The sequence below is a fragment of the Pseudomonas hygromyciniae genome (assembly GCF_016925675.1).
Classification (GTDB): Bacteria; Pseudomonadota; Gammaproteobacteria; order Pseudomonadales; family Pseudomonadaceae; genus Aquipseudomonas; species Aquipseudomonas hygromyciniae.
In genome coordinates, this window is record NZ_CP070506.1 from 4,583,046 (window position 1) to 4,596,203 (window position 13,158).

At 60.4% G+C, this 13,158-nt stretch carries 12 protein-coding genes and 1 pseudogene; 8 read left to right on the plus strand and 5 right to left on the minus strand.

The annotated features are described in order from the left end of the window. Positions 1 to 33: 33 nt before the first annotated feature. Positions 34 to 225 (minus strand): hypothetical protein, encoded by a 192-nt coding sequence (locus JTY93_RS20500; protein WP_133715367.1) that lies wholly within the window; start codon positions 223 to 225, stop codon positions 34 to 36. 86 nt (positions 226 to 311) lie between these two features. After that, complete coding sequence (gene purU / locus JTY93_RS20505; protein WP_029295472.1) at positions 312 to 1,160, minus strand: formyltetrahydrofolate deformylase; 849 nt, start codon at positions 1,158 to 1,160, stop codon at positions 312 to 314. Between the two features lie 349 nt (positions 1,161 to 1,509). Between purU and mvaT the strand changes: the two genes are divergently transcribed. Further along, positions 1,510 to 1,884, plus strand: a complete 375-nt coding sequence (gene mvaT / locus JTY93_RS20510; protein ID WP_029295469.1) for a histone-like nucleoid-structuring protein MvaT — start codon at positions 1,510 to 1,512, stop codon at positions 1,882 to 1,884. 88 nt (positions 1,885 to 1,972) lie between these two features. Here mvaT and sbcB read toward each other — a convergent pair whose 3' ends face one another. Next, entirely contained in the window at positions 1,973 to 3,400 is a 1,428-nt protein-coding gene (sbcB, locus tag JTY93_RS20515) for an exodeoxyribonuclease I (RefSeq protein WP_205476872.1), read from the minus strand. 210 nt (positions 3,401 to 3,610) lie between these two features. Here sbcB and JTY93_RS20520 point away from each other — a divergent pair. The 6 genes and pseudogenes from JTY93_RS20520 to JTY93_RS20545 all read left to right on the plus strand — a co-directional run bounded on the left by JTY93_RS20520 (position 3,611) and on the right by JTY93_RS20545 (position 10,279). After that, positions 3,611 to 4,304, plus strand: a pseudogene (locus JTY93_RS20520) (RDD family protein). Continuing rightward, positions 4,301 to 5,281, plus strand: a complete 981-nt coding sequence (locus tag JTY93_RS20525; RefSeq protein WP_205476873.1) for a stage II sporulation protein M — start codon at positions 4,301 to 4,303, stop codon at positions 5,279 to 5,281. The pseudogene JTY93_RS20520 and the gene JTY93_RS20525 overlap by 4 nt, the downstream one beginning before the upstream one ends. Beyond that, positions 5,268 to 6,797: a DUF4129 domain-containing protein gene (locus JTY93_RS20530; RefSeq protein ID WP_205476874.1), complete on the plus strand. Its 1,530-nt coding sequence runs from the start codon at positions 5,268 to 5,270 to the stop codon at positions 6,795 to 6,797. Before JTY93_RS20525 ends, JTY93_RS20530 begins: the two co-directional genes overlap by 14 nt. Continuing rightward, positions 6,794 to 7,951, plus strand: a complete 1,158-nt coding sequence (locus JTY93_RS20535; protein WP_205476875.1) for a DUF4350 domain-containing protein — start codon at positions 6,794 to 6,796, stop codon at positions 7,949 to 7,951. The genes JTY93_RS20530 and JTY93_RS20535 overlap by 4 nt, the downstream gene beginning before the upstream one ends. Further along, complete coding sequence (locus JTY93_RS20540; protein WP_169993715.1) at positions 7,948 to 8,940, plus strand: AAA family ATPase; 993 nt, start codon at positions 7,948 to 7,950, stop codon at positions 8,938 to 8,940. The genes JTY93_RS20535 and JTY93_RS20540 overlap by 4 nt, the downstream gene beginning before the upstream one ends. A gap of 7 nt (positions 8,941 to 8,947) precedes the next feature. Then, positions 8,948 to 10,279: a DUF58 domain-containing protein gene (locus JTY93_RS20545; RefSeq protein WP_205476876.1), complete on the plus strand. Its 1,332-nt coding sequence runs from the start codon at positions 8,948 to 8,950 to the stop codon at positions 10,277 to 10,279. A 61-nt stretch (positions 10,280 to 10,340) separates the two neighbouring features. Here the strand turns inward: JTY93_RS20545 and JTY93_RS20550 are convergent, their stop codons facing one another. Continuing rightward, positions 10,341 to 10,700: a PilZ domain-containing protein gene (locus tag JTY93_RS20550; RefSeq protein WP_205476877.1), complete on the minus strand. Its 360-nt coding sequence runs from the start codon at positions 10,698 to 10,700 to the stop codon at positions 10,341 to 10,343. Between the two features lie 226 nt (positions 10,701 to 10,926). Beyond that, the gene (locus tag JTY93_RS20555; RefSeq protein ID WP_029295455.1) at positions 10,927 to 11,301 is read right to left on the minus strand and encodes a tol-pal system YbgF family protein; all 375 of its coding nucleotides are present in this window, start codon (positions 11,299 to 11,301) and stop codon (positions 10,927 to 10,929) included. A 175-nt stretch (positions 11,302 to 11,476) separates the two neighbouring features. Here JTY93_RS20555 and pyk point away from each other — a divergent pair, with 175 nt between their 5' ends. Continuing rightward, complete coding sequence (gene pyk, locus JTY93_RS20560) at positions 11,477 to 12,928, plus strand: pyruvate kinase (RefSeq protein ID WP_169993724.1); 1,452 nt, start codon at positions 11,477 to 11,479, stop codon at positions 12,926 to 12,928. The last annotated feature ends 230 nt before the right edge of the window (positions 12,929 to 13,158 follow it).

The following is a 13,158-nucleotide window of genomic DNA, read 5'->3' on the forward strand; positions in this document are numbered from 1 at the left end:
AGCTGCGTCGCTCGGGCTCAATGGCTCCTACATTCAACCTGCGTTGTTTCTGTCAGGGCCGGGCGTGTCGGGCGACTCTTCCTGCAACTGCTCCCACAACCGGGCAGCACCGGGGAAATCCGTGCCGTCCTCGGCATCCAAATCATCCGGGTCATAGCGGCTCAAGCACCCCTCGCCCAAGGTGGCAGGCGCTTTGGACGTGGCTTTATCCAGGGGATCACTCATCGTGCGGTCCTCATAGCTGACACAAATAAAAAGGGCCTGGGTGATTTAACGCCCAGGCCCTTTTTGCTTCAACTAAAACCAGTCGGTCAGAACACCACGGTCTTGTTGCCGTGCACCAGCACACGGTCTTCCAGGTGATAGCGCAAGCCACGGGCCAGGACCATTTTCTCGACGTCGCGGCCGAAGCGCACCATGTCTTCAATGCTGTCACTGTGGCTGACGCGCACCACGTCCTGCTCGATGATGGGACCGGCGTCCAGTTCCTCGGTGACATAGTGGCAGGTTGCACCAATCAGCTTCACGCCGCGCAGGGACGCCTGGTGGTACGGCTTGGCCCCGACAAACGACGGTAGGAAGCTGTGGTGAATGTTGATCACCTTGCCTGCATATTCGCGGCACAGTTCCGGCGGCAGGATCTGCATGTAGCGCGCCAGTACCACGACGTCCGCTTGATGCTGCTCGACCAGGCGCGAGACTTCGGTGAAGGCCGGCTGTTTGTTCTGCGAGTCGACCGGCACGTGGTAGTAAGGAATACCGTGCCATTCAACCATGCTGCGCAGGTCGTCATGGTTGGAAATCACGCAGGCGATTTCACAGTCCAGCTCATCGCTGTGCCAGCGGTGCAGCAAGTCCGCCAGGCAATGGGATTCGCGACTGGCCATCAGCACCACGCGCTTTTTCTGCTCGGTATCGGTAATGCGCCATGTCATTGAAAACTCTTCGGCGATAGGCGCAAACGCCTCGCGAAATGCCTCAAGACCAAAGGGCAGCGTGTCGGCACGGATTTCGTGACGCATGAAAAACCAACCGCTGAGATTGTCCGAGTGATGACTCGCTTCGGTGATCCAGCCGTTATGGGAGGCCAGAAAGTTACTGACTTTAGCGACGATACCAACCCGATCCGGGCAGGCAATCACCAGACGAAAAGTGCGCATTAGGGGCAAACTCCAGAACTTCGCAAAGGCCGCCATTCTAGCGATACCGTAGAAAAACTGCAGTATTCCTCAACGCTTATTCGAGCGATTCCTTGCGGTATCCCTAAACAGCGTACGGTTTTTACCCGAGCACTATGTCAGTACAAGCATCTGTTACCGCAATTAGCCAAGATCTAATGAGATTATCTTTAGCCGGTCAAGCGCACTAAATAATGCACTCAGCGCCTCTGCCTACAAACATTCAAAGTAAATTACATAAAACAGAGCTTAAATGTTTACTTGGGGAAACTGTCTGACTATTATTAGGCCACTATCCCTGTCCCTCAGCGCCCCGCATAAGGTAGTCCACATGTCCCTGATCAACGAATACCGTGCCACCGAAGAAGCTATCAAAGAGCTGCAAGCCCGTTTGAAGAATCTGTCCCAAGACGACAAACTGCAAACCGAGCTGGAATTCGAAGGCAAATTGCGCACCCTGATGGGTGAATATTCCAAATCCCTGCGTGACATCATCGCGCTGCTGGATCCGGAATCGAAAGTTAAAGCACCACGCGGTGCAGTAAAAGTTACCGGCACCAAGCGCGCCCGTAAGGTCAAGCAATACAAAAACCCGCACAACGGTGAAGTGATTGAAACCAAAGGTGGCAATCACAAGACTCTGAAAGAGTGGAAAGCCAAGTGGGGCGGTGACGTGGTTGAAGGCTGGGCTACCCTGCTGGGCTAAGGCTCCCTAGGGTGTCACCTGATTCGCGACACAATAAAAACGCCAGCTTGCTGGCGTTTTTTATTGCCCGCTTTTTATCAAGCGCTGATTACAGGCTCAGGCGCTGGCGTAAAGCGTCAGCATATTCCTGCCATTCATCCAGTACCTGACGCTGAAACGATGTAGCACTAACGTCCAATTCAAGCCTGGCCTTATTGAAACTCTCGAGGGTATTGGGTGCGCCGTAATCCGCGTCTGACAAGCGCTGCTGACAGAATAGTTTCCAGCGTTGTTGCTCTTCGTCATCCAAGGTGTACGCAAAGTTACGGGCACGATAGCGAAACAATAATTCCGGCAAACGATGATCATCAAAAGGCCACTGCTGGCGTGCTAATTGCGCTGGTTCCGCAACCCGGACTTGTTCACATAAACGCCGATCCCGATCACCAATAAAACCATCGTAGAGCTGTTGCTCCGGGTCGGCGGTTGCGGCGAAATCTTCTTCGGCATAAATCGCTGGCAATTTATCCTGCCAAAGTTCCTGTGCGTCAGTTAGCCGCAGCGCCCGAGCCTGATATTCACTCATATCCAGATTCAAACGCTGCTGGTCTTGCGCCCGCAACACACTCAACGGCGCGACCACCGGGCAGCGATTGATGTGTATTAATTTGAGCGGCACCGGCAACTCGCCTTCAGCCAACTCATCGCGCCGGGTGTACAAACGCTGGCGCAGTGTCTGCGCATCCAGATCCAGCAACCCCTGTGGGTCGAGCCCCAGATCACAGACAATCAACGCGTTGCGATTGCGCGGATGCCACGCCAACGGCAGCACCACCCCCAGGTAATGGCGCTCGGCGGAAAAACGCCCGGAAATATGCACCATGGGCTGCAACAGGCGGATTTGATCCATGACCCGTTGCTTGCTACGCAGTTGAAACAGCCATTCGTACAACTTCGGTTGTTTGTCCCGGACCAGGCGCGCCAGGGCAATCGTGGCCCGTACGTCGGCCAGGGCTTCGTGGGCCTGGCCATGGTCGATTCCATTGGCCGCCGTCAAGCGCTCCAACTTTAAAGTTACGCGCCCGTCCTGCTCGGGCCAGACGATGCCATCTGGCCGCAGCGCGTAGGCCGTGCGCAGCACATCGATCAAATCCCAACGGCTGTTGCCGCCCTGCCATTCCCGGGCATAGGGGTCGAAGAAGTTGCGATACAGGCTATAGCGGGTCATTTCATCGTCAAAGCGCAGGGTGTTATAGCCTGCGCCGCAGGTGCCGGGGGCCGCCAGTTCGGCATGCACCCGTGTCATGAAATCGGCTTCGGCCAGGCCTTTTTCCGCCAGTTGGCCGGGGGTAATGCCCGTGATCATGCACGCCGCCGGGTGCGGCAGGATATCGTCGCTGGGCTGGCAATAGAGGTTGACCGGCGGCCCTATCTCATTGAGGTCAAGGTCGGTGCGAATCCCGGCGACCTGCAGTGGACGGTCGCTGCGTGGGTTGATGCCAGTGGTTTCATAGTCGTACCAGAAGATCGAGGTCACGGGCTATTCCTGTGCTGAAGACCGACAAAGTCTAGGCGCTGGACGCCGCCCGGGGCCAGCGCCATGTGCACTGGATAAACATTCAGTGAAACCTTGGCGCATTTTCAGGTGTCACTTCCATCGACGACACTGCTAGCATCGGCCTCTCAATTTGCCGGCTGCCCCAGAGGGTTGCCCATGCCAAGCCACGCCGCACTGCCAGGGAACGCAATGCCCATCGCGCCATTGGACACTCGCTACCAGATCGAGACCCCGGAAGGCATCGACCTGCCCTTGCGCCCCGCCGGGCTGATGCCTCGAGCCCTGGCCTTCGGCTTCGACCTGGGCCTGCGTGGCCTGATCCTCGGCATTCTCTTCATTGCCCTGGCGTTTCTCGGCAACCTGGGAGTCGGCCTGGGCTCGATCCTGCTGTTTCTCGTCAGTTGGTGGTACATGGTGCTGTTCGAAGTGCTCAACCAGGGCTGTTCACCGGGCAAGCAGGTCATGGGGCTGCGCGTGGTACAGGATGACGGCACGCCCATTGGCTGGTCTGCGTCGCTGATCCGCAACCTGCTGCGCTTTGTCGATATGTTGCCGTTCGGCTACTTTCTCGGTGCCATCAGTTGCCTGCAACATCCCCACTTCAAACGCCTGGGTGACATCGCAGCCGGGACCCTGGTTGTTTATCGCGAACAGCCCCTGTCTCGTCCCCCAGTTGCCCCAGGCCCCGGCATTGCGCCTGCCCTTTGCCCTGGAGTTGAACGAGCAGCGCGCGATCCTGGGTTTTGCCGAGCGCCAGGGTGAACTGTCCGCCGAGCGGACCCATGAGCTGGCAGCGATTCTGGCCACGCCCTTGCAGGTTTCCCCGGCACGTGCCGTGGAGCAGCTCAATGGCGTGGCTCGCGGCCTGTTGGGGCCAACATGAAACAGAGCCTGTTCGAAACCCGTCACCAGCCGCACTGGCAGGCCTTTGCCGCGCAACTGGCACTGCTTGAACAAGGCAAGGCCAAGGCCCACGATCTGACGCGCTTCCCCCACGATTACCGACGCCTGTGCCAACACCTGGCACTGGCACAGGAGCGCGGCTACAGCAGCTACCTGGTAGACCCGCTGCAACAACTGGCCTTGCGCGGCCATCAACAGCTGTATCGCCATCGCAGCCAGCTCGGCGCCAAGACCCTGGGCTTCCTGCTGGCGGATTTTCCCCGTACGGTTCGCGAACAATGGCGCTTCGTGCTGGTAGCCAGCCTGCTGTTCTTTGGCAGCCTGGCCGGCATTGCCTTGCTGGTCTATCTGTTCCCCGACTTGATCTACACCATCGTCAGTACCCAGCAAGTGACCGAGATGCAAAGCATGTACGACCCCGACGCCAGTCGCCTGGGGCGCGCGGCCGAACGGGCATCGAGTGAGGACTGGATGATGTTCGGCTACTACGTCATGAACAACATCGGCATCGCATTCCAGACCTTCGCCGGCGGCTTGCTGTTCGGCCTGGGCAGCGTGTTTTTCCTGTTTTTCAATGGCCTGATGATCGGGGCCGTTGCCGGGCACCTGACACAAATCGGCTACGGGCAAACCTTCTGGTCCTTTGTCATCGGCCATGGCGCCTTCGAACTGACAGCCATTGCCCTGGCCGGCGCGGCAGGCCTGCAGTTGGGCTGGGCATTGATCGCTCCGGGAGCGTTGCCCCGGGGTGAGTCACTGCGGCTGGCAGCCCGCAAGAGCGTGCAAATGATCTGCGGTGTGATGGTGTTCCTGCTTATCGCAGCCTTTATAGAAGCCTATTGGTCCTCTACCAACGCCGTACAGCCTTGGGGCAAGTACCTAGTGGGCGCTGCACTCTGGGCGCTGGTGATCGCCTATCTGTTGTTCGCCGGCAGGAGTCGTCATGCGCCTGAGTGACGCCAGTGTGGTGATTCGTCCTCGCTCCTCGTGGGAAGCCATGGACCTGGGGGTGTTGCTGGCCCGCGAGCACCGCGTGCTATTGATGAGCAGTTGGGCCCTGGTGAGCCTGCCGATCTTTATCCTGATCAGCGTTTTGCTGTGGGACTACCCGTCTGTAGCCGTGCTGGTGTTCTGGTGGCTGAAACCGGCCTTTGAGCGTCTGCCGCTGTATATCCTGTCCAAGGTGCTGTTTGGCGAGACGCCCAGTCTCAAACAAGCGCTGCGCCAATGGCCAGGGCTGCTCAGGGGGCAACTGCTGGCCAGCCTGACCTGGAGGCGCTTTAGCCTCAGTCGCAGCTTTGCCATGCCTGTGGTGCAACTCGAAGGCCTCGGTGGCATGGCCCGCCAACAACGGTTGGGGGTCCTGCAACAGCGCAACGCTGGGGCGGCTCGCTGGCTGACGCTGATCGGCATTCACCTGGAAACAGCACTATGGATTGGCTTGATGGCGCTGTTCTACCTGTTCCTGCCCCAACAGGTAGAGCTGGACTGGGACTGGCAACAGTTGGCGCTGGCCAGCAGCCAGGACTGGCTCTGGCTGGAGCACCTGAGCAATGCCTTCTACGCCCTGATCCTGGTGTTCTGGGAGCCCATCTACGTGGCGTGTGGATTCAGCCTCTACCTCAACCGGCGTACCGTACTCGAAGCCTGGGACCTGGAGTTGGTGTTCCGCCGCCTGCGCCAGCGCCTGGAAGCGACGGTGGCCATCCTGCTGCTGGCGGTCGGCCTGCTAGTGATCGTGCCAACGCCCCAGGCCATGGCCAATCCACCGGTCGACTCGACACCATTGAGCACGTCGCAGGCCAGCCAATCGATCAAACGCCTGCTGGAACAACCCCCGTTCAAGAATCCGGAAACCGTCACCCGCTACCGTTTCGGCGAGGACAAGGGCACCAACAAAGCCAAGCCCGTGGATGATGCCAAGTTACCTGCCTGGCTTAAATCCTTGCTGGACAACCTCAACAGCGACACATTCAAGTCCCTGGCCATGGTGATGGAGGTGCTGCTCTGGGGCCTGCTGGTCGCCGGGATTAGCCTGCTCGCCTGGCGCTATCGCGACTGGCTGCAGGCCTTTGTCAGCCGCCGCCGCGCCCCACGGTCCAAGGCGGCGCAGCCTGTGCCGTCACAACTGTTCGGCCTGGACATGGGCGTGGAAACCTTACCCGATGACATTGCCAGTGCCGCCGAGCAGCTGTGGGCCACCGAGCCCCGCGAAGCCCTTGGCCTGCTGTATCGCGGCCTGCTCAGCCGGCTGCTGCATGACTTCAACCTGCCACTGAAAAACGCCGACACCGAAGGCCAGGTCCTGGAACATGTGCGCCACTTGCAGCAGCCGCAATTGCTGGCATTCAGCGACGACCTGACCCGGCACTGGCAAAACCTCGCCTACGGCCATCGCGTACCGCCTGCCCTGGCCCAACAACAGCTCTGCGCCCATTGGCGCAGCTTGTTCGCCAGCGAGGCCGTGCGATGAACCGGCCGCTGATCTGGTTCGGGCTGATCCTGGCTTGCCTGCTGACAGCCGGGGGCCTCTACGCATGGCACAAGGCGATTCCCTACGAAGAAGTGGTCGACCGCGGGCCGTCACCCGAAGCCCAGGCCAACCCCTATCTGGCGGCAGAGCAGTTCCTGCGCCAGCAAGGCCTGGCCGTCGAGCAAGCCCGCAGCCTGGAGCGCCTGGCCACCCTGCCCGCCAAGGGCACCAGCCTGCTGTTGCTCAGCGAGCGCAGCAACATGACCCCGCATCAGGTTGACCAACTGCTGGAGTGGACCCAGGCCGGCGGCCATCTGCTGTTGGTGGCCGAAGCCATATGGGATGAAGAAACCCAGGACAGCGGCGACCTGCTGCTCGATCGCCTGCAGTTGCGTCAGGCCTTTAGCGACGACTTCGACCAGCCGCCCAGCGCCCGCAAGGGCAAGAAACCTGACCTGACACGCCTGTATGTCGATAACGAAACTGCACCGGCGTTTTTCAGTTTCGACACCGACTTCACCCTGATCGACCCCAGGCACCTGGCCCAGTTTTCGGCCAACAGCGCCAAATCCAGTCACCTGATGCAACTCAATCTCGGGCATGGCCGCGTGACCGTGATCACCGACAGCGAGCTGTGGAAGACCCCGGCCATCGGCTTGCACGATAACGCCTGGCTGCTCTGGTACCTGACCCAGGGCAGCGATGTAACCCTGCTGTCCAACACAGACGTCGAAAACCTGTTCAGCCTCTTGCTGCGGTATTTCCCCCAGGCCCTGGTGGCTCTTGCTGCCTTGATTCTCTTGGGGTTATGGCGTGCCGGCATACGCCTGGGGCCCATCCGGGCGCCAGCGCCGAAAGCCCGCCGCCAGTTGCAGGAACACCTGAATGCCAGTGCCGATTTCCTGCTGCGCCGCAGCGGGCAAAACAGCCTGCTGCAAGCCTTGCAGCGCGACATCCTGCGTACCGCGCGCCGTCGCCATCCCGGATTAGACCAGTTGGACGCTGCAGGGCAGTGGCAAGCACTCGAACGCCTGACCCGCCAACCATCTTCAATTATCAGCCAGGCCCTCGGCCCTCTCCCGGCAAAGCGGCTTTCCAGCGCCGACTTCAGCCGCCAGGTGGCTTGCCTGCAAACCCTCAGGAATGCCCTATGAGCGACTCTCCAGTGGATGTATCCAACCCCCTCGACAGCGGGCGAGCCACCCAGTTGGCTCAGGCTTTGCGCACCGAGTTGCGCAAAGCCGTGATTGGCCAGGATGCGGTGATCGATGATGTGCTGACTGCGCTGATCGCCGGCGGCCATGTGCTGCTCGAAGGGGTTCCCGGCCTGGGCAAGACCTTGCTGGTGCGCGCCCTGGCCCGCTGCTTTGACGGCGATTTCGCGCGTATCCAGTTCACCCCGGACCTGATGCCCAGCGACGTCACCGGCCATGCCGTGTACGACTTGCACACCGAGCAGTTCAAGCTGCGCAAGGGGCCGTTGTTCACCCACCTGCTGCTGGCAGACGAGATCAACCGCGCACCAGCGAAAACCCAGGCCGCCTTGCTCGAAGCCATGCAGGAACGCCAGGTCACTCTCGAGGGTGAAGCCCTACCCATCGGCCAACCCTTCATGGTGCTTGCCACCCAGAACCCCATCGAACAGGAAGGCACTTATCCGCTACCGGAGGCGGAACTCGACCGCTTCATGCTCAAGGTACGCATGGACTACCCTGACGCGCAGCAAGAGTTGGATATGGTGCGCGAAGTGACCCGCTCCTCCCGCGCCGACATGCTTGACGTACAGCCGCTGCGCACCGTGCTCCAGGCCGATGATGTGCTGATGTTGCAGCAGGTCGCCAGTGAGTTGGCCCTGGATGAACAGGTGCTCGACTATGCCGTGCGCCTGGCACGCACCACGCGCACCTGGCCCGGCCTGGCCCTTGGCGCCGGTCCTCGCGCCTCCATCGCCCTGGTGCGCGGTGCCCGCGCCCGTGCGTTGCTGCGTGGTGGCGAGTTCGTGACCCCGGACGACATCAAGAGCTGCGCGCTGGCGGTATTGCGCCATCGGGTACGCATCGCCCCGGAGCTGGATATCGAAGGGCTGGAGGTGGATCAGGTGCTTACCCAGTTGCTCGACCAAGTGCCAGCGCCACGCCAGTGACTTGCCCATGAGACCCACTCGCCTGTTGCTCATCTGGCTCGCGGTACTGCTGGGTCTGGGCATCGCCCTCGGAACGGCCATGGCCCTGCAACTCAAGGTGCCGGTCGCCCTGCACTCCGTGGCCTGGGGCCTGTTGCTGGCGCTGCTTTTGCTCGCATTGCTCGATGCTGTCCGCCTCAAACGCCGCCCTTCGCCACGCCTGCGGCGGCAGATGCCGGGCAGCCTGGCGCTAGGACGCTGGAGCGAGGTGCGGATCACCCTGGAGCATGACTATGCACAACCCCTGGCCGTGGAGGTGTTTGATCACGTACCAGATGGGTTGAGCGTGCAAAACCTGCCACAGTCCATTGCCCTGCGCCCCGGCGAACACAGCGAGCTGGGCTACCGCCTGCGCCCCTTGAGCCGCGGACACTTCAGCTTTGAGTGTTGTGAGGTGCACCTCCCCAGCCCTCTTGGGTTATGGACCGCAAAACGCCAACTGCCGCTCAAGGATGCCACCCGGGTCTATCCGGACTTTGCCCGCCTGTACGGTGCGCAATTGTTGGCGGTAGACAACTGGCTCAGCCAACTGGGTGTACGCCAGCGCCAGCGTCGCGGCCTGGGCCTGGAGTTTCACCAACTGCGTGAGTTTCGCGAGGGGGATAGCCTGCGCCAGATCGACTGGAAAGCCACGGCACGGCAACGCACGCCGATCGCCCGGGAATACCAGGATGAGCGCGACCAGCAGATTGTCTTCATGCTCGATTGCGGACGGCGGATGCGTAGCCAGGACGGCGAACTGTCGCATTTCGACCACGCCCTCAACGCCTGCCTGCTGCTCAGCTACGTGGCCCTGCGCCAGGGCGATGCGGTGGGCTTGTGTACCTTCGCCAGCGACCAACCGCGCTACCTGGCACCGGTCAAGGGCAGCGGCCAGTTGAACCAGCTGCTCAACGCGGTATACGACCTGGACAGTACCCGGCGCGCGGCCGATTACCAGGCCGCAGCCAATCAGTTACTGGCTCGTCAGAAACGTCGGGCGCTGGTGATCGTCGTGACCAACCTGCGTGATGAGGACGACGAGGATCTGCTGACCGCCGTCAAGCGCATCAGCCGCCAGCATCGGGTCTTGGTGGCAAGCCTGCGCGAAGAAGTGCTGGATCACCTGCGCCAGGCACCCGTGCAAACCCTGCCGGAAGCGCTGGCTTACTGTGGCAGCGTCGACTATCTCAACGCCCGCGAAGAACTCCATGACCGTCTGAAGGCACAGGGCCTCGCCGTCCTGGATGCTCACCCGTCGGATTTGGGTGCGGATCTGGTAACGCGCTATCTAGGTTGGAAAAAAGGCGGCGTGCTATGAAGGTGTACCTGGTACAGGTATCCGTTCAACGATCAGCACGTGGCCAACAACTGTCGTCGTGCTAGGCCGAAGCCTGCTGGGGAGCAAAACTGAAGTACTGCGACAGTGCCAGGATCAATTGCCCGTACTCGGCAGGTGCCTGTAACAGCGTGAAACCCGAATCATAATGCTGAGGGTTGACGTCTTCACGGCTCCACAGGCACTTGGCAATGAACTCGATTACATGCACATCCCCTTCGAGCCCGGGGATTTTCAAGCACAGCTCGAAATCCACGTTGATCATCATCGGTAGCTGACTGACCAGCATCAGGCCCTCACTGGAGATGTTCCCCAGATAACCGATGGGTTTGTCCGTGAAGCGGTTGAACACCTGCAAACAACAGGGCAACTGATGCCGCTCAATCCGTCGATTGGTAAACATGATGCCATCCAATGGCCATTATTCTGACCGTTCAGTGATTCGGGCCGGAGCGTTACCAACAACACCCCACTCTCATTGGATCTCGGTGGGGCAACAGCCTCTGCCCTATCACTTTACCGCCGCCGAATCCGGGAACTGTATCTGTTCGAATGGAAAGTTGTACAAACAGACTTCAAAAGGATAGCCCATCTCTGGCAAGAGGCCAGCTATGAAATGATAGCCGCCATCACAAAGCGGCTGGCCGTGCTCGTGCAGGGCTTGCACCTGGGTAATGCCCCAGTTGTTGCAGCGTATCCAGGCGTGCACGAGCGCGGAACGCGTATTCGCTCGACGGGTACTGGCTGATGATGAACTGATACGTCTGCACCGCGTCCACAAACAACTTCTGCCGCTCCAGGCACTGCCCACGCAGCATCGAAACTTCCGGTTGCACATAACGACGCGAGCGGCTCTCACGGTCGACCTGGGACAATTCCAGGGTGACCCGTTCGCAATCACCCACGTTGTAGGCACGGTAGGCATTGTTCAAATGATGGTCCATCGACCAACGGGTGCAGCCGACAACACTGACGGCCAGGGCAGCAATGATCAAAACTCGCATGGGGTGTTCTCCTGTCTTGAGCAGTGTATCGACCCTTGGGCGAAAATCTTCAAGGTTGTTCGTAGGCGTCATAGAGTGAAAACAAGCGAATCGACAATAAGTAGTGCAAACGAACAATGACTACAGCCAAAGAGCATAGTAGCCTTCCCCAGCGCTAGAACTCAGGAGTCCGTGCATGTCCGTCCGTCGTACCAAAATCGTCGCCACCCTTGGCCCGGCCAGTAACTCGCCGGAAGTCCTCGAACAGCTGATTCTGGCTGGCCTGGACGTTGCCCGTCTGAACTTCTCCCACGGCACCCCGGACGAGCACAAGGCTCGCGCCAAGCTGGTACGTGACCTCGCCGCCAAGCATGGCCGCTTCGTCGCGCTGCTGGGTGACCTGCAAGGTCCGAAGATCCGTATCGCCAAATTCGCCAACAAGCGTATCGAGCTGAAGATTGGTGACAAATTCACCTTCTCCACCAGCCATCCGCTGACCGAAGGCAACCAGCAGGTCGTGGGTATCGACTACCCGGACCTGGTGAAAGACTGCGGCGTCGGCGACGAACTGCTGCTGGACGACGGCCGTGTGGTCATGCGTGTCGACACCGCTACCGTCACCGAGCTGAATTGCACCGTGATCATCGGTGGCCCGTTGTCCGACCACAAAGGCATCAACCGTCGCGGTGGCGGCCTGACTGCGCCGGCCCTGACCGAGAAAGACAAGGCTGACATCAAGCTCGCCGCCGAGATGGAAGTGGACTACCTCGCCGTATCCTTCCCACGCGACGCTGCCGACATGGAATACGCCCGCCAACTGCGCGACGAAGCCGGCGGTACTGCCTGGCTGGTAGCGAAGATCGAACGCGCCGAAGCCGTGGCCGACGACGAAACCCTCGACGGACTGATCAAGGCGTCCGACGCAGTGATGGTTGCCCGTGGCGACCTCGGCGTGGAAATCGGTGACGCTGAACTGATCGGCATCCAGAAGAAAATCATCCTGCACGCACGCCGCCACAATAAAGCGGTGATCGTTGCGACCCAGATGATGGAGTCGATGATCCAGAACCCGATGCCGACCCGTGCCGAAGTGTCCGACGTGGCCAACGCCGTGCTCGACTACACCGACGCCGTGATGCTCTCGGCGGAAAGTGCTGCCGGCCCGTACCCGCTGGAAGCGGTCCAGGCCATGGCGCGGATCTGCGTCGGCGCTGAAAAGCACCCGACCAGCAAGACCTCCAGCCACCGCATCGGCAAGGTGTTCGAAAGCTGCGACCAGAGCATCGCCCTGGCCGCCATGTACACCGCCAACCACTTCCCGGGCGTGAAGGCGATCATCGCCCTGACCGAAAGTGGCTACACCCCGTTGATCATGTCGCGCATCCGCTCCTCGATCCCGATCTACGCGTTCTCCCCGCACCGCGAAACCCAGGCCCGCGCGGCCATGTTCCGTGGCGTGTACACCGTACCGTTCGATCCGGCGTCGCTGCCGCCTGAGCAAGTCAGCCAGGCTGCCATCGACGAACTGCTCAAGCGTGGCGTGGTGGAGAAAGGCGATTGGGTGATCCTGACCAAAGGTGACAGCTACCACACCATTGGCGGCACCAACGGCATGAAGATCCTGCACGTTGGCGACAAGATGGTCTGAGTGACCTGCTGAAAGCAAAAGCCCTGGCATGTGAGTGCCGGGGCTTTTTGCTGTTCAGATCATGGTGATGGGGGGACTGGACCGGCCTCATCGCGGCATAGGTATCTACACAACTTTCAGAAACTGACGAACTCCCCCGCGCTGGGCTGCGAAGCAGCCCCAGAACCTGCCGCTACGGAGTATCTGATACAACGCATTCGGCTGACTGGGGCTGCTTCGCAGCCCAGCGC